Annotated in this window: 16 protein-coding genes and 1 pseudogene; 8 read left to right on the forward strand and 9 right to left on the reverse strand. The window is 63.9% G+C overall.

Annotated elements, in window-relative coordinates:
* Positions 1-35 precede the first annotated feature (35 nt).
* Both JG746_RS06960 and JG746_RS06965 read left to right on the forward strand, forming a co-directional pair.
* Entirely contained in the window at positions 36-3,212 is a 3,177-nt protein-coding gene (locus JG746_RS06960; RefSeq protein ID WP_202357491.1) for an efflux RND transporter permease subunit, read from the forward strand.
* Between the two features lie 120 nt (positions 3,213-3,332).
* Positions 3,333-3,491 carry a DUF3309 family protein gene (locus JG746_RS06965; RefSeq protein ID WP_202357492.1) on the forward strand — a complete coding sequence of 53 codons (159 nt, stop codon included), beginning with the start codon at positions 3,333-3,335 and terminating at the stop codon, positions 3,489-3,491.
* A 68-nt stretch (positions 3,492-3,559) separates the two neighbouring features.
* On the opposite strand, the gene JG746_RS06970 is transcribed toward JG746_RS06965, so the two are convergent.
* Positions 3,560-4,519, reverse strand: coding sequence for an SDR family oxidoreductase (locus tag JG746_RS06970; protein WP_202357493.1), 960 nt, complete (start codon positions 4,517-4,519; stop codon positions 3,560-3,562).
* A gap of 87 nt (positions 4,520-4,606) precedes the next feature.
* Positions 4,607-4,810, reverse strand: coding sequence for a DUF680 domain-containing protein (locus JG746_RS06975; protein WP_202357494.1), 204 nt, complete (start codon positions 4,808-4,810; stop codon positions 4,607-4,609).
* 114 nt (positions 4,811-4,924) lie between these two features.
* Here JG746_RS06975 and JG746_RS06980 point away from each other — a divergent pair, with 114 nt between their 5' ends.
* Positions 4,925-5,833, forward strand: coding sequence for a LysR family transcriptional regulator (locus JG746_RS06980; protein ID WP_202357495.1), 909 nt, complete (start codon positions 4,925-4,927; stop codon positions 5,831-5,833).
* Here JG746_RS06980 and JG746_RS06985 read toward each other — a convergent pair.
* The gene (locus tag JG746_RS06985) at positions 5,797-6,972 is read right to left on the reverse strand and encodes an MFS transporter (RefSeq protein ID WP_202357496.1); all 1,176 of its coding nucleotides are present in this window, start codon (positions 6,970-6,972) and stop codon (positions 5,797-5,799) included. The genes JG746_RS06980 and JG746_RS06985 overlap by 37 nt on opposite strands.
* Positions 6,973-7,280: 308 nt before the next feature.
* Here JG746_RS06985 and JG746_RS06990 point away from each other — a divergent pair, with 308 nt between their 5' ends.
* Positions 7,281-7,745: a nuclear transport factor 2 family protein gene (locus tag JG746_RS06990; RefSeq protein WP_244730686.1), complete on the forward strand. Its 465-nt coding sequence runs from the start codon at positions 7,281-7,283 to the stop codon at positions 7,743-7,745.
* A gap of 28 nt (positions 7,746-7,773) precedes the next feature.
* On the opposite strand, the gene JG746_RS06995 is transcribed toward JG746_RS06990, so the two are convergent.
* The gene (locus JG746_RS06995; protein ID WP_095201197.1) at positions 7,774-8,082 is read right to left on the reverse strand and encodes a DUF1244 domain-containing protein; all 309 of its coding nucleotides are present in this window, start codon (positions 8,080-8,082) and stop codon (positions 7,774-7,776) included.
* 11 nt (positions 8,083-8,093) lie between these two features.
* Positions 8,094-8,891 (reverse strand): N-formylglutamate amidohydrolase, encoded by a 798-nt coding sequence (locus JG746_RS07000; RefSeq protein ID WP_202357497.1) that lies wholly within the window; start codon positions 8,889-8,891, stop codon positions 8,094-8,096.
* 288 nt (positions 8,892-9,179) lie between these two features.
* Between JG746_RS07000 and JG746_RS07005 the strand changes: the two genes are divergently transcribed.
* The 3 genes and pseudogenes from JG746_RS07005 (at position 9,180) to JG746_RS07015 (ending at position 11,985) form a co-directional block, all read left to right on the forward strand.
* Complete coding sequence (locus tag JG746_RS07005; protein ID WP_446721206.1) at positions 9,180-9,626, forward strand: DUF1036 domain-containing protein; 447 nt, start codon at positions 9,180-9,182, stop codon at positions 9,624-9,626.
* Positions 9,623-11,059 carry a pyruvate kinase gene (gene pyk / locus JG746_RS07010; protein ID WP_202357498.1) on the forward strand — a complete coding sequence of 479 codons (1,437 nt, stop codon included), beginning with the start codon at positions 9,623-9,625 and terminating at the stop codon, positions 11,057-11,059. The genes JG746_RS07005 and pyk overlap by 4 nt, the downstream gene beginning before the upstream one ends.
* Positions 11,060-11,258: 199 nt before the next feature.
* Positions 11,259-11,985: pseudogene (locus JG746_RS07015) on the forward strand (L,D-transpeptidase).
* On the opposite strand, the gene JG746_RS07020 reads toward JG746_RS07015, so the two are convergent.
* From JG746_RS07020 to ykgO, 4 genes are all read right to left on the reverse strand, one after another.
* Positions 11,982-12,452, reverse strand: a complete 471-nt coding sequence (locus tag JG746_RS07020) for a hypothetical protein (protein WP_202357499.1) — start codon at positions 12,450-12,452, stop codon at positions 11,982-11,984. The pseudogene JG746_RS07015 and the gene JG746_RS07020 sit on opposite strands and share 4 nt — an antisense overlap.
* Position 12,453: 1 nt before the next feature.
* The gene (locus tag JG746_RS07025; protein ID WP_202357500.1) at positions 12,454-13,521 is read right to left on the reverse strand and encodes an alpha/beta fold hydrolase; all 1,068 of its coding nucleotides are present in this window, start codon (positions 13,519-13,521) and stop codon (positions 12,454-12,456) included.
* 183 nt (positions 13,522-13,704) lie between these two features.
* Positions 13,705-14,313 carry a tetratricopeptide repeat protein gene (locus JG746_RS07030; protein WP_202357501.1) on the reverse strand — a complete coding sequence of 203 codons (609 nt, stop codon included), beginning with the start codon at positions 14,311-14,313 and terminating at the stop codon, positions 13,705-13,707.
* A gap of 110 nt (positions 14,314-14,423) precedes the next feature.
* Positions 14,424-14,549: a type B 50S ribosomal protein L36 gene (gene ykgO / locus JG746_RS07035; RefSeq protein ID WP_006327841.1), complete on the reverse strand. Its 126-nt coding sequence runs from the start codon at positions 14,547-14,549 to the stop codon at positions 14,424-14,426.
* Between the two features lie 231 nt (positions 14,550-14,780).
* Here ykgO and JG746_RS07040 point away from each other — a divergent pair, with 231 nt between their 5' ends.
* Positions 14,781-15,143 (forward strand): lysozyme inhibitor LprI family protein, encoded by a 363-nt coding sequence (locus JG746_RS07040; protein WP_202357502.1) that lies wholly within the window; start codon positions 14,781-14,783, stop codon positions 15,141-15,143.
* The last annotated feature ends 7 nt before the right edge of the window (positions 15,144-15,150 follow it).

Genomic DNA, 15,150 nt, shown 5'->3' on the forward strand with positions numbered 1-15,150 from the left:
TCGTTCGCCACTCCCGAAAGCAACAGGCACAAGTCATGGATATCGTCAGACTCGCAATCAACAATGCCCGCCTGACCATCTCGGTCCTGGTCTTCCTGCTGATCGCAGGCTGGGTCGCCTATCAGTCGACGCCGAAGGAAGCGGAACCCGACGTTCCGATTCCGATGATGTATGTCAGCCTGATCTATCAAGGCATTTCGCCGGAGGATTCCGAGCGCCTTCTGCTGCGGCCGATGGAAAGCAAGCTGAAAAGCCTGAAGGGCCTCAAGGAAATGCGCTCGGCCGCCTTCCAGGGCGGCGGCTATGTGCTGGTCGAGTTCCAGCCGCAGACCAATCTGGCGACAGCGCTGCAGGATACCCGCTCCAAGGTGCAGGACGGCAAGGCCGACCTGCCGCAGGCGGCCGAGGAGCCTGTCGTCACCGAGGTCAACATTTCCGAATTCCCGGTGCTGGTCGTCACGCTGTCGGGCGAATTGCCCGAGCGCGTGCTGGCGGCCGCGGCGCGCGAACTGCGTGACCGCATCGAGGAAGTGCCGGGCGTTCTCGAAGGCTCGCTGCAGGGCTCGCGCGACGATCTCGTCGAGGTCGTCATCGATCCGATGAAACTGTCTTCCTACGGGCTGCAGCTCGACCAGCTGATCGGCGCCGTCGGTGCTTCCAACAGCCTGGTCGCCGCCGGCAACATCGAGGGCTCGCAGGGCAAATACGCCGTCAAGGTGCCGTCGCTGATCGAGACGCCGGAGGATGTGGCGGCGCTGCCGGTGGTCGCCGGCCCCAATGCCGTGGTTCAGGCCAAGGACATCGCGACGATCCGCTCGACCTTCGCCGACGCCACGACGATCACGCGCCTCAACGGCAAGCCGGCCATCGCCATCGAGGTCAAGAAGCGCATCGGCGCCAATCTGATCGACACGCTCACCAAGGTGCAGGCGGTGTCCGACGCCTTCGTCAAGACCATGCCCGAGGGGATGCACGTCACCTACACGCAGGACAAGTCGGTCTTCGTCAACCAGTTGCTCGGCGACCTGCAGAACCACGTGATGATCGCCGTCATCCTGGTGTTCATCGTCATCCTCTACGCGCTGTCCGGCCGAGCCTCGCTGCTTATCGGTCTCGCCATCCCGTCATCCTTCCTGATCGGCATCCTGCTTCTGGCGATGATGGGCTACACGATCAACATGATCGTGCTGTTCAGCCTTATCCTGGCGGTCGGCATGCTGGTCGACGACGCCATCATCGTCACCGAGTTCGCCGAACGGCGCATGAGCGAAGGCATGCCCAAGCAGGAAGCCTTCGCGCTTGCCGCCAAGCGCATGGCCGGTCCGGTCATCGCGGCGACGATGACGCGTATCGCCGCCTTCTCGCCGCTGCTGTTCTGGCCGGGCATCATCGGCGATTTCATGAAGTACATGCCGATCACGCTGATCGTCACGCTCTCGGCCTCGATGCTCTATGCGCTCGTCTTCGCGCCGACGCTGGGCGCGATCTTCGCCAAGGCGCCGGAGCATCACGCCGATGACAATCGCGACGGCTGGTACATGGCTGTCGTCAAGCAGGCGGTGCGCTTCCCCATCACCGTGATGGTGCTCACCGTCGTCCTGCTGGCCGGCATCTTCGTTGGCTATTCGAAGTACGGCGCCGGCGTCGAGTTCTTCCCGAGCGTCGAACCCGATTACGGCCTGCTCTATGTGCATGCCCGCGGCAACCTTTCGCTGGCCGAAATGGACACGGCGACCAAGATCGCCGAAAACCGGCTGCTTGGCTGGCCGGGCCTGAAGTCGGTCTATACCCGCGTCGGCAAGTCCGAAGGCGGCGGCCAGGATGTGCCCGAGGACGTCGTCGGCGTCATCCAGTACGAGTTCATCGACTGGCGCGAGCGCAAATCGGCGAACCAGATCCTGAACGATCTGCGCGGCGTCATGGCCGGCATTCCCGGCGTCGACGTCGAGGTGCGCGTGCCGGAAGCCGGCCCGCCGACCGGCAAGCCGATCCAGATCAGGCTTTCGGCCGTCGATCCCAAGGGACTGGACGAGAAAGCGCGTGCGGTCGCGGCACGCATCGCCAAAGTGCCCGGCGTCATCGACATTTCCGACGGCTTGCCGCCGCCCGGCGTCGATTGGGCGCTCGAGGTCGACCGCGCCAAGGCAGCGCAATACGGCATCAGCCCGACCTCGGTCGGAACGGTGGTGCAACTTGTCACCAACGGCCTGAAGCTGTCGGAATACCGGCCTGCCGGCGCCGACAAGGCGGTCGACATCCGGCTGCGCCTGCCGGAGGATCGGCGTACGCTGTCGACGCTCGACGAGCTCAGGGTGCAGACCTCGCAAGGGTCGGTGCCGATCTCGAACTTCGTCGTCCGCAAGGCGAAGCCCAGCGTCGGCATCCTCAACCGCATCGATGGCGCCCGCACCGTGGTGGTGCAGGCCAACGTTACCGCCGGCGAGCAGGTCGCCGCCGTGCAGCAGCAGGTCACGCAGGCCGTCACCGACATGAATCTCGGCAGCGGCATACGCTGGAAACTGGCCGGCTCGAACGAGGACAGCGCCGAAGCCAGCGCCTTCCTCAGCAAGGCCTTCGGTGCGGCGATCTTCCTGATCTTCCTTGTGCTTTTAGCGCAGTTCAACAAGTTCACCAGCGTCTGGCTGGTGCTGTCCTGCGTGGTCATGGCGACGATCGGCGTGTTCCTCGGACTGCTGATAACAGGCGAGACGTTCGGCATCGTCATGTCGGGCATCGGCGTCATCGCGCTGGCCGGCGTGGTGGTGAACAACAACATCGTGCTGATCGACACCTATGACCGGCTGCGTGAAGAGGGCTGGGACAAGATGGATGCGGTGCTGCAGACCTGCCGCGAGCGTGCACGGCCGGTGGTGCTGACGGCGGTGTCGGCCATCCTCGGCGTGCTGCCGATCGCCTTCGGCCTCGGGCTGGAAATCTTCCATCACGAGACGACGATCAACGCGCCGTCGACGCAATGGTGGATTTCGCTGTCCTCGGCGATCGTCTTCGGCCTGTCCTTCGCCACGGTGCTGACGCTGGTGGTGACGCCGTCGATGCTGATGGTGTTCACCCGCGCCAAGGTCAAGCTCGGCGCACGGCGCGGCTTGTTCAGCCGGCTGTTCCGGCGCGGCAAGGGTGAGATCTCGTCGGAGACGCCGACTGCGGATGCCGGCGCGGAACCCGCGATCGCCTTTCCAAAAGCCGCCGAGTAGGCGGGCTTGCCGATCTGAACGGCAAAGGCCGCCCGGAACAACCGGGCGGCCTTTTGCATTGTTCCCCGGGGGCATGCACATGCATAGTCCCTGAGCAAAACTCAATGCGGGGAATTTCTCATGCCGATCAGCACCCTTGTCATCGTCGTCCTGATCCTTGTCCTGATCGGCGCGGTGCCGGCCTGGCCGCATTCACGCTCCTGGGGTTATGGACCTTCCGGCATTGTCGGTGTGGTGCTGGTGGTGGTTCTGGCGTTGCTGCTGATGGGGCGGCTCTGAGCCGCCTTTTTCTATCCGTAAGAGGCTTTCGGTGAGGGGACGGGGGCGGGCTGGCCCGCCGACCCGGCTCAGGCGGCTTTGTGCGTGTTCTTCGCAGTGGCGATGCCGATGTCCTCGAGGGCCTGGGCGACCGCCTGATCGAGCGGCGTGTGCGGGATTTCGCCGATGATGCCCTCCAGCCGCGTCGAGGCCAGCCGGTGCGGCTCGAAGCGCAGATAGGACATCGAGACGATCTCGCGCCACATCGCCACGAACGGGCTTCCGGCGCGCAGCACCCACCAGGGCATCGAGGTCATCTTGAGCGGCCGGCCGAGCGCCTTCTCCGCGGCGGCCTTGATCTCAAGATCGGTGACGGCATGGCCCGGAAAGTTCAGCGCCTCATAGGAGCCGAGCTTGTCGAGATTCCTGGCGAGCGCCACGAAGCCGACGGCAAAATCCGGCAGATAGGCCCATTCATGCACGAGGTCGGCCGGGCCGGGCGCGGTGTAGACGCCCTTGCTGATCTTGGCCGCGACGACGAGGTCGAACCACGAGCCGCTGCCGGTGCCGCCGAAGAAGTCGCCAGCGCGCAGCAGAATGGTGCGCACCCGGCCAGCATCGGCCTCACGGCGGAACAGATCCTCCATGGCGCAGCGGATGCGGCCCTTCTCGGTCGTTGGATGGAAGGGCGTGTCTTCCGTGATCACCGCCGGCATGGGCGAGCCGTAATTGTAGACGGTGCCGGGGAACAGATGCAGCGCGTTGTTGGCATGGCAGGCGGCCATGACGTTTTCGGCCATCGGCAGGCATTTGCCCCAGTCTGTGTAGATCGGGTTGAGGCCGTTGAAGATGATATCGACGCCCTCGGTGGCGCGGATCAGCGATTGACGGTCCAGCGCATCGCCAGCAACCGCCGTGGCGCCTGCAAGTTCGGCCGGTACCTTGCCGGTGCGGGTGATTGCGCGGACGTCGAAGCCGGCGTCGATGAAGGCCTTGGCAACCACACGGCCGAGCCGGCCGTTGGCGCCGAGAATTGCAATCTTGGTCATGTTCGTCTCCGTCTTTAATTTGAAGCGGCGGGGGTTTGAGGCGGCGGGACAAGCCCGCCGCTTTCGGGATCTTTCGAGGGCCGCCGTTCAGCGGTTGCCGAAGAGGTCGCGGTTGCTGCCCTGGGGCTTCTGATCGGCGATCTCGGATTTCTCGATCGACGTGGTGGTCGTGGTGTCGGTGCTGGCGACGACCGGCTGGCTGGCGTCGTTCGAGCCGAACTTGTCGCTGCCGGCGAAAGCGGTGCCGGCGGCGATGAGCAGGGCGGCGGCGGTGATAGCGATCTTGGTCATTTGAATTCTCCTGGTTGGTGGTTGCAGTCCGTATCGGTGTTTGCAGGGCGAATATGATTGTCTCACCCATGAATTGAAATTGACCATGAATGCAGTTTTGATATTCATTATTGAATGGATGACATCGACTGGAACCTGATCAAGAGCTTCGTAACGGTCGCGGAAGCCGGCAGCCTGTCGGCCGCCGCGCGCAAGCTGTCGGCGAGCCAGCCGACGCTTGGCCGTCACATCGGCGAGCTGGAGCAGGCGCTCGGTGTCACCCTGTTCCGGCGTGGGCGCAACGGCTATGCGCTGACGGAAGCCGGCGCCACGCTCTTCGAACGTGGCAAGGCGGTCAGTGAGCAGGCCAGTGCCTTTTCAAGGCTGGCGCTGGGCTCGGTCGAGGCGATCGAAGGCACGGTGCGTATCGCCGCCAGCGAAGTGGTGGCTGCCTATGTGCTGCCCGACATCACCGCACGGCTCGGTATCGAGGAACCCGGCATCGAGGTCGAGATCGTTGCCTCCAACCAGGTCGAGAACCTGCTGCGCCGGGATGCCGACATCGCTATCCGCATGGTCAATCCGGCGCAGAACGAACTGGTGGCGCGCAAGGTCTGCGACATCCCGCTCTGCGCCTGCGCGGCCATTGCCTATCTCGACCGGCGCGGCCGCCCGCTCGGACCGGCCGATCTCGTCGACCACCCCTTGATCGGCTTCGATCGCAGCGACGAGATGATCCGGGGCTTCACGCAATTCGGCCTCCCGGTCACCCGGAGCAGTTTCCGCTTCAGGGCTGACAACCAGATGGTCCTGTGGGAGGCGGTGCGGGCGGGAAACGGCATCGGGCTTGGTCAGGAGCCGCTGGCCGATCGCGACCCGCTGGTGGAGAAGGTGCTGCCCGGCCTGCCGTTGCCAAGCCTGCCGATATGGCTGGCGATGCATCGCGACGTGCGCAGCAGCGTGCGTCTCCGCCGCGTGGCGGATTTTCTCCACGAGGAGCTGAAGCGCTATTCGGCGGGCACGGGGGCGAATTCGGCGCGATGAGCGAGGCCCGCCATCAGCAGTACGACGATCAGCAGCACCGACATGGCGATGAAAATCGGCCCGAAGCTGGAATGCTCGGCGACGAAGCCGATCGCCGACGGCGCCACCAGAATGCCGGAATAGCCCATGGTGGTGACCACGCTCATGCCGGTGCCCGACGACATGCCTTCCTGGTTGCCGCCGGCCGAAAAGATGATCGGCACCATATTGGCGATGCCGAAGCCGCACAGCGCGAAGGCCGCGATGGCAAGCCAGGGCGAAGGCGACAGGCCGGCGACCAGCATGCCGGCTGCGGCGACGACCGCCGAGCCGCGCAGCGTCGTCACCGCGCCGAAGCGGTTGCGCACGCCGTCGCCGAAGAAGCGCATGATGGCCATGACGCCGGAAAAGGCGGCATAGGCAAGGCCGGCGACGGCAAGGTCGGCGCCGAGTTCCTGCCTGAGGTAAAGCGCTGCCCAGTCCAGCACCGCGCCCTCGGAGATCATCGTCAGCAGAGCCATCAGGCCGATCAGGTAGACCAGCGGGTTTGCCGGCAGTGTGAATTTATGATGCTCGGCCGCCTGTGGCCTGTCCTCGGCAACGAGATAGCCGACCGCCAGCGCGATCGCCGCGAAGGCAAGCACGGTCACGACCGCGGCATGGGTGAGGTGGCCATAGTGCTGGATGGCAAAGCCGCCGAGGCCGCCGCCGGCAAAACCGCCGAGGCTCCAGAAGCCGTGCGAGGAGGACATGATGGCGCGGGACATTTTTCGCTCGACCACCACCGCGTTGGCGTTCATCGCGACGTCCATGCCGCCGATCGAGCCGCCGAAGATGAACATGGCGATGGCCGCCAGCGGCACGTTGGGCGCCAGCGCCACCACCAGCAGGCCGAGGCTGCCGCACAGGCCGAACCAGCGCAGCACGGTGCGCGAGCCATGTTTCGAGATCAGGTGGCCGCACCAGGTCATGGCCGTGACAGCGCCGGCGCCGAACAAAAGGATCAGCAGGCCAAGCGTGAATTTCGAAATGTCGAGCCGGGTCAGGAACACAGGGATCTGCGGCGCCCAGCTGCCGGTCAGGAAGCCATTGGCAAGGAAAATGGCCGCCACGGCCCATCGCCCGCGAATGGCAGTCTGCATGGCGTTTTGAGCATCCATGGCTCGAATCCGGTCAGGAAATGGCTTTGAGCGGCAAATTAGATCGATTCAATTTTCAGTCAAGCACTCAATGCCGAAAGTTTTGGGCCAGGTAGAGGACTGGCTGGCCCAGGTCTTCGTTCGGGGCGCTGTTCATGGCCTGCCACCAGGAAGGCCGGCATCCACGCCGTCTTGAGACCAGCGGCCAGATGAGGGATGATCCATTCCGCGCTCAAACGGCGGCACACTACCTGTCCTGCCGAGGCACGGCGATCGGCGTGGTTGAACGCCGGTGAGCGCCACCATTTGAAGGCTTAAAGGAGCATCGATTGCCGTCAACACGGACACCAAAAGACACATTCCTCGCGTTGGTGCGCGGGATTTGCGAAGCAAGCCCGGATCTGCCGGAATTGTATGCGGAGAACACGTCGGTCGTGCACCCATTCGATCCATTGAAACGACCTCAGCTTGTCGGTCGCGAGGCGCTTCGGCGACATTTTGCGGCGATGAAGGGCACCCCGACGATTAGGTTGGAGCCGACGAACATTCAAGTCCATGAGACTGCCGATCCGGAGGTCATCGTGGCTGAATTCAGCTATGCGGGCCACGTGATCGAAAGCGGCCAGGCTGTTTCCTATCCCTGTATCTTCGTCATGCGTGTACGAAATGGAGAGATCGTAGAATCGCGTGACTACGTCGATCATGTCGGATCGGCCGCAGCCCGTGGTATGTTAAGCGACCTTATGGATAAGATCAGGCAAACACGCCTGCCCAGTTCTACCGAGGCCGGCTAGACCAGTCCGTTCTTCACGCCAGCCGTGCCTAATGATCCTTCGGCCGCCTGGCCTCGAACTCAGCCTTCTTGGCGTCCGACGCTTCCGTCTGGTTGAGCGCCTGCCACTCGGCATAGGGCATGCCGTAGACGATCTCGCGCGACTGCTCCTTGCCGAGATCGACGCCCTCGGCATTGGCCGCCTCGCGATACCAGTTCGACAGACAGTTGCGGCAGAAGCCGGCGAGGTTCATCAGGTCGATGTTCTGCACGTCGCTGCGTTCGCGGAGATGCTCGACCAGCCGGCGAAAGGCGGCGGCTTCGAAGTCACGCTTCTGCTCGTCGCTGAGTTCGGTCATCGAAACCTCCGTCATAGCGGCCCGGTGCGCGAGCCGAACATCTTTACCGCATGTATATCGGGACGGCGGTCGATGGCGTCAACGATCGGCGCCAGACGCTCGGCCCAGGCAAGGGCGCCCTTCTGGTCCGAAATCAGGTCCTGGCGGATCTCGATCAGCGCATGGGCGTAGCCGTTGACGATCGCATGCTGGAACATGGTGTCGCCGCGCAGCGCGCCGTCATAGGGTTCGTTGTCGCCGACGACGAGGGTCTTGTCCTCGCCCAGCATGTCGATCAGCGGCCGCGCCACCCGGTCGTCCAGATCCCACAGGATGCCGACATGCCACGGGCGCTGCCTGCCCTGCATGACCGGCGTGAAGGAATGCACCGAGAAGATGAAGGGTGCCTGGCCGGAAGCCTGCGCCACCGAAGCGATCATGGCGCCGACGGCGTCGTGGTAGGGGCGGTAGAAGCGGTCGAGCCGTCTCTCGCGCTCTTCCGGCGCGATGGGATAGTTTCCCGGCACGACAGTGCCGTCATAAAGCTGGCGAATGAGCGTCGGGTCGTCCTCGCCGCGATTGGGATCGATCAGGAGCCGCGAGAAATTGGCGATCACCGCCGGAACGTCGAGCAGGCCGGCGAGTTCGCGCGTCACCGCTTCGACGCCGATATCGTAGGCGATGTGGCGCTCGAATTCCGAAGCGGGCAGGCCAAGGCCGCCATAGTCGTCGGGCAGGTCGCGGCGGGCATGATCGGCCAGAAGCACGATGCCCCGCTTGCGGTCGCCCTCGACAATGTCGAAAGGCGCGAAAACTGTGGATCGGGTCATTGGCGGGAAATGGTCTGTTCGCTGGCTTCCGGGGAGGGTGCTATCGTCATTCCACGAAGACGACGCGTGCGCAATGCCGTTGTTTGGCCAAGGTTTATCGGGAAATCTGGCAGAGGGCGACGGATAGCGCGCCGGGAGCCTTCCTAAATCGATTGGAATTGGTCAAAACGGCGCGTTGACATGCGCCCGGACTTTTCCGAAAAGGGGCGCAGAGAGATGCAGATGTGGTTCTTGAGGGGTTTTCGGATGGGTTCCGCCGGCAGGCAGCGCATGCGCTCTGCCTTTGCCATGCCGTTCCTGACCGTGGCCGTTGGCCTGTCGGCGGTGGGCATGGCCTCGCCGGCGCGCGCCGATTTCCGTGTCTGCAACGCCACGCAGAACCTGGTCGGCGTCGGAATCGGCTATCGTGCCAAGGCCGGCTGGATCACCGAAGGCTGGTGGCACATCGAAGGATCGAGCTGCAAGACGTTGATCGAAGGGCCGCTGTCATCAAGGTTTTACTATCTTTATGCAGAAGACGCCGAGCGCGGTGGACGCTGGGACGGCCCGATCAACATGTGCGTGGCTGAAAAAGAGTTCAAGATCGCCGGCGTAAACGACTGCGTCGCCCGGGGCTTCCAGCGCGCCGGATTTCAGGAATATGACACGGGCGAACAGGCAAGCTGGATGGTCCAGCTGACCGATGAGCCCGCAACGGGAGGCGCACCAGCCGCCCCGGGAACAAACAGTCAATGAGACGCAGCCGCAAGGTCAAGATCCTAGCCACAATCGGTCCGGCATCCTCCTCCGAGGAGATGCTGCAGAAATTGTTCGAGGCGGGCGCCGATGTGTTCCGCATCAACATGAGCCATACCGACCACGAGCTGATGCGCACGCTGGTCGGCCGCATCCGTGCGGTCGAGGAAAAGGTCGGGCGGCCGATCGGCATTCTCGCCGACCTGCAAGGCCCCAAGCTGCGCGTAGGCAAGTTCGCCAATGGCAAGGAAGTGCTGACCCCAGGCCAGACCTTCACGCTCGACGACAATCCCGAGCCCGGCACGTCGACCAGGGTCTATCTGCCGCATCCGGAAATCCTGAGTTCGGTCGAGCCCGGTCACCGTCTTTTGATCGACGACGGCAAGCTCGAGCTGAAGGCGGTGAAGAGCGACGGCAAGTCGATCGTCTGCACGGTCGTCGCCGGCACCACGATTTCCGACAAGAAGGGCGTCAGCCTGCCCGATACCGACCTGCCGGTCGGCGCGCTGACCGAGAAGGATCGCAAGGACCTCGACGCGGTGCTCGCCACGGGCGTCGACTGGATCGCGCTGTCCTTCGTGCAGCGCCCCGAGGATCTGGCCGAAGCGCGCAAGATCGCGCGCGGCCGCGCGCTGATCATGGCCAAGATCGAAAAGCCGCAGGCTGTTGCCCGGTTGGCCGAGATCATCGAACTGTCCGACGCGCTGATGGTCGCCCGTGGCGATCTCGGTGTCGAAATGCCGCTCGAAGCTGTGCCTGGCATCCAGAAGCAGATCACGCGCGCCGCGCGCCGCGCCGGCAAGCCGGTGGTGGTCGCCACGCAGATGCTGGAATCGATGATCACCGCACCGGTGCCGACCCGCGCCGAAGTCTCCGACGTGTCGATCGCCGTCTTCGAGGGCGCCGACGCCATCATGCTGTCGGCGGAATCGGCGGCGGGTGCCTATCCGGTCGAGGCCGTGGCCATGATGAACCGCATCGCCACCAAGGTCGAAACCGACCCGACCTATGCCGGCATCATCAACGCCCAGCGCTCCGAGCCGGAAGCGACGGGCGCCGACGCCATTTCGCTCGCCGCCCGCGAGATCGCCGAGACGCTGAAACTGTCGGCGATCATCACCTACACGGCGTCCGGCACCACTGGCCTGCGCGCCGCGCGCGAACGGCCGCAGGTGCCGATCATCGCGCTGTCGCCGATCCTCAACACGGCGCGCCGGCTGTCGCTGTTGTGGGGCACGCATTGCGTCGTCTCGCCCGATGCCACCGATCTCGACGACATGGTCAACCGGGCCTGCCGCATTGCGCTGGAAGAAGAGTTCGGCAAGCCGGGCGACCGCGTCATCATCACGGCCGGCGTGCCGCTGAGGACGCCCGGCTCGACCAACATGCTGCGCATCGCCTATGTCGGGTCGGAAGCGCAGGGCAGCCGGTAAGCAGCTGATTTCGTGACGGAAGCGTCCCGCGCGGTTTCGTGCGGCTCGCTGTTGCCATATTGCAACAAAGGCCCGGGACAATGAGCCCGGCCTTTGTCTCGACACAGGGTCGCCCTGATCGCCTCTAAAAGACAGAGAGGCGGCACCAATGGTCGCCTCTCCCTGTCGGCAATTCCCATTATTTCGAAAGCAATATTGAATGTCATTTCTTGTTTCGCGGCGGTCGCTTTTGACCGGACTGTCGCTCGTTGGGGTCTCGGCGATCTCGGCCTGTGCGCAGATGCCCAGACAGTCGATCGGCCTGGCCGCTCCTCTCACTCCGCCGCCGCTTGAGCCGGCGCAGGAAAAGCCTCCCGTTGAAGATGCCGCGCCTGCAACCCCGGCGTCGCCCGACTATGCCAGCATGTACCGCGCGGTCGAGGATGGCGGCCATGCGCTGCCGGCGATCCCCTTCAGCAAGGTCGACGAACGGTTCCTGCGGCAGATCGTCGATGATCCGACAGGCGAAAAACCCGGCACGCTTGTGGTCAACACGACCGACAAGCACCTTTACTGGGTGCTCGAGGACGGCAAGGCCATGCGCTATGGCGTTGGTCTCGGTCGCCAGGGCTATTCCTGGAAGGGCCGGGCGATCGTCCAGTGGAAACGCAAATGGCCGACCTGGACGCCGCCTTCGGCGATGATCAGCCGGGATCCAAAACTGGAGAAATGGCGACAGGGCATGCAGCCGGGCATCAGCAACCCGCTCGGGTCGCGCGCTGTACATCTTCAAGGATGGCGTCGACACGCTCTACCGGATTCACGGATCGCCGGACTGGAAGTCCATCGGCAAATCCGCGTCATCGGGCTGCGTGCGCATGTTCAACCAGGACGTCATGGATCTCTACGACCGCGTTCCCGGCAAGACACCGCTGCTGGTCATCTAGCCTCTGGCCGCCGCGATCCCGAGCGCTCTTGCCGCTGCTTCAGCGTGATCAAAGCGCTGAAGAAACCGGCGCGCACGAAGAACGGCGTCATACAGGTACTGATCTGGCCCCAGCATCTTTCGCTGATTCAATTCGGCGGTGTCGAGCAAGTCGAAATCGACTTTCTCGATCGTGCAGTCCCAGCCGGCACTGTGGGAGGCCCATCCCCTTCGATGGTGCTCCAGCAGGCGCTCGCGGCTGGAGTAGCCGTGGTAGTCGAAAGCGATGACGCCGTTCGTCACATAGATATGGTTTCCCGAAAAGCCCTCGGCCGGGATGATGCGCTCCGCAAAAAATCCTGCAAGCGGGGGACGCTCGAGGAAAGTGCCCGCAAGAATGTGGCATGCGCCGTAGCCGAAGAAGATGCGATCCGGCAGCGCCCATCGCTTTTCCGGGTTTTTCTTGATGCCATGCTTGAGGACATACATGTCAGGTCGGCGCGAGTTCGGGCTGGGGCTCCTTGATGTCGGGGCATCTGCCGGCACCAAAGGCATCGTCGGCGATCCGCGCCTCGACCGTCCTGGCCATCGCCTCCAGATCGATATCCTCGCCGGCTACCTTCTCGATGGCGCCGACGACGAGATCCGAGGCGATCCAGTCCGGCTTGTGGCCGAGATTGTGCACCCAGACGAGTTCCGCGCCCGGGATATCGCGCACCAGCCCGACGGAATGGATATGGGCGTAGACGATCTTGTCGCGGTCGCCCGAAATGACCACGGTCGGCGCGGCGATCTCCTTGTAGTGCGGCGCGGCGCCGAGCGCGTAGCGATAGAGTCCGGCGACGTCGGTGGCGTTGGCGCGAAAAGCCGACGGCCGCAGCACCAGGGGGATCGCGGCCGTGCCGAGATAATTATTCGGCACTTTGTTGGGCGAGAACACGCAGGTCGTGGCATCAGTCATCTGCAACGTTCCGGCAGGATAGGTGAGCGTTTCGGAGAAGAGCCGGCCGATCACCGGAACGGTGGTCAGATCGTAGTACCAGGACGTCGCGCCGCCCGGCCAGGGATGGGTCGCCGGGGCCAGGAACACGAGGCCAACGGTCCTGTCGGCATGCTCGCGGCCGAAAGCCGCCGTCACCACGCCGCCGAAAGAATGGCCGACGATGATCGCCTTCCTGATGCCGAGGCGGTCCATCAGGGCGGCGAGGGTATTGGCCTGCGCCGACGGATCCTCATTGTTGCCAGGCCCACGCCCCGACCAGCCATGACCCGGCCGGTCGAAGAACAGCATCTCGGCGCGGCCTTCGAGCAGCGGCCTGAGCGGCTGCATCTGATCCCCGAGATTGGCGCTGGCGCCATGGATGAAGACGATCGGCGGCAGCTCCGCATTCGCGGGTGCCGGAATGTGGACGTAGTGGATGCGCGCGCCGCCGATGTCGGCGAATTCGCCAATGGGTGGATTGCGGCGCTCGATCAGCCACGAGCCGACGCGGGTGACGCCGGCAAGGGCAAAGACGAGTGCGAGAAGGAAGGCGAACGCGGCGGAGATCAGGTTCATGCGGGGAGATACGGGGTGGGACGGGATAAGTTCTGGGGAGGGAATAGGGAATGGGCAGTAGGGCAGTAGGGCAGTAGGGCAGTAGGGCAGTAGGGCAGTAGGGCAGTAGGGCAGTAGGGTCATACGTTCCGCAGCGTAATCTACCCTACTGCCTTACCCTATTCCCTTACTCCCTTCAGGGTATCAAATTCCTTCGCCGGCAAGCTCTTCGGAAAGCGTGGCGACCTGGTCCTGGGCGCTGCGCATCATCGGATAGATGGCGAGCACCTTCTGCCAGGCCTCGAGTGCCGACTGCTTGTGGCCGGTCAGCGCCATGATCTGCGCCAGGCCCGACAGCGCGCCGAAATGGCGCGGCTCGAGCTGCAGCGTATGGTCGATGTCGGACATCGACTTGCCGTAGTTCTTCATCATGAAATGCACCGTGGCGCGCCGGTTCCAGCCTTCGGCATAGGTCGGCTGCAGGGTCACCACCTGGTCGAGGAAATCGAGCGCGACGTCGAACTTCTGGTTGTCCATCGCCTTTTGCGACCACAGCATCATCAGGTCGATGGAGGCGCTGCCGGACTGGAACCATTCGGTCCAGATGTTGCCGGCGATGCGTTCGGCCGCCTTTTCGTTGCGTTCGCGCTTGAGGTCGGAAAACAGCCTGTCGAGCCGGGCCTGCTTCGTGATCGGCGCGGCCGGCGCCTCAGGGGTGGCCGGTGCTGCCGGCTGATCGTCCGCGGCCCAGGCCGGCAGGCTCGTGGCGCCGGAAATAAGCAGAGCTGTCAAAAATGCAAAAAGAATCCGCATCGCCCGATCCTAGTCCCGGGCGGCGGAACAGCAAAGTGATTTTAGCGTGAGAAGGTCGGCAGGCCGACACACATCAAGGGGCGGAGGCGAAAATGCCTCCGGCCGAAAGCTCAGCCCTGGCGCGCCTTGTAACGCGGGGCGGTCTTGTTGATGATGTAAACGCGGCCCTTGCGGCGAACCAGCTGGTTGTCGCGGTGACGCGCCTTCAGCGCCTTGAGCGAATTCTTGATCTTCATGGTCTTGCCTGTCGGTGTGGACCCGGTCCCGGGTCGAAATTTTAAGGCGCGCCAGAAGACGCGCCTTTTCAACGGTGGGTGGCTCATAAACGAGGAGCCTTGCCCATGTCAACCGCAAGCGTGCTCCACACCCGCATATCATCAAATATACGCCATGTCCGCCGCTCGGCATTGCGCGGCCTCCGGCGGGCTGGGATGATGCGGTGTATTTCAAGTGATTTGGGGACGATCATGCGCCGAACATTCCTGTCCGCCTGCCTCGTCTTGCTGGCGGCAACCGCAGCCTGCGCCGGCGAGGACTACCAGGCCGCCGACGCCAGGCTCAACCAGGCCTATCAGGACCTGATCAGCTCAGATGATGCCGACGGCAAGCGGTTGCTGCAGGCGGCACAGCGCGCCTGGATTGCCTTTCGCGACGCCGAATGCGCGCATAGCACAGCCGCCAGCGCGGGCGGCTCCATCCACGCGATGGAAGTTTCGCAATGCCTGACCAGGCTGACCAATGACCGCATCAAGCAACTCGCCGCCTCGGCCAATTGCGAGGAAGGCGATGTCAGCTGCGCCAGTCCCGGCGACGACGACGAAGTGCAATAGGCTTTCC

The sequence above is a fragment of the Mesorhizobium sp. 113-3-3 genome (assembly GCF_016756495.1).
Classification (GTDB): Bacteria; Pseudomonadota; Alphaproteobacteria; order Rhizobiales; family Rhizobiaceae; genus Mesorhizobium.

Excerpts from the sequence above, each read along its gene's own strand:
- JG746_RS06960 (WP_202357491.1), top strand. The coding sequence starts at position 36 with ATGGATATCGTCAGACTCGCAATCAACAATGCCCGCCTGACCATCTCG.
- JG746_RS06965 (WP_202357492.1), top strand. The coding sequence starts at position 3,333 with ATGCCGATCAGCACCCTTGTCATCGTCGTCCTGATCCTTGTCCTGATC.
- JG746_RS06970 (WP_202357493.1), bottom strand. The coding sequence starts at position 4,519 with ATGACCAAGATTGCAATTCTCGGCGCCAACGGCCGGCTCGGCCGTGTG.
- JG746_RS06975 (WP_202357494.1), bottom strand. The coding sequence starts at position 4,810 with ATGACCAAGATCGCTATCACCGCCGCCGCCCTGCTCATCGCCGCCGGC.
- JG746_RS06980 (WP_202357495.1), top strand. The coding sequence starts at position 4,925 with ATGGATGACATCGACTGGAACCTGATCAAGAGCTTCGTAACGGTCGCG.
- JG746_RS06985 (WP_202357496.1), bottom strand. The coding sequence starts at position 6,972 with ATGGATGCTCAAAACGCCATGCAGACTGCCATTCGCGGGCGATGGGCC.
- JG746_RS06995 (WP_095201197.1), bottom strand. The coding sequence starts at position 8,082 with ATGACCGAACTCAGCGACGAGCAGAAGCGTGACTTCGAAGCCGCCGCC.
- JG746_RS07000 (WP_202357497.1), bottom strand. The coding sequence starts at position 8,891 with ATGACCCGATCCACAGTTTTCGCGCCTTTCGACATTGTCGAGGGCGAC.
- JG746_RS07005 (WP_446721206.1), top strand. The coding sequence starts at position 9,180 with ATGCCGTTCCTGACCGTGGCCGTTGGCCTGTCGGCGGTGGGCATGGCC.
- pyk (WP_202357498.1), top strand. The coding sequence starts at position 9,623 with ATGAGACGCAGCCGCAAGGTCAAGATCCTAGCCACAATCGGTCCGGCA.
- JG746_RS07020 (WP_202357499.1), bottom strand. The coding sequence starts at position 12,452 with ATGTATGTCCTCAAGCATGGCATCAAGAAAAACCCGGAAAAGCGATGG.
- JG746_RS07025 (WP_202357500.1), bottom strand. The coding sequence starts at position 13,521 with ATGAACCTGATCTCCGCCGCGTTCGCCTTCCTTCTCGCACTCGTCTTT.
- JG746_RS07030 (WP_202357501.1), bottom strand. The coding sequence starts at position 14,313 with ATGCGGATTCTTTTTGCATTTTTGACAGCTCTGCTTATTTCCGGCGCC.
- ykgO (WP_006327841.1), bottom strand. The coding sequence starts at position 14,549 with ATGAAGATCAAGAATTCGCTCAAGGCGCTGAAGGCGCGTCACCGCGAC.
- JG746_RS07040 (WP_202357502.1), top strand. The coding sequence starts at position 14,781 with ATGCGCCGAACATTCCTGTCCGCCTGCCTCGTCTTGCTGGCGGCAACC.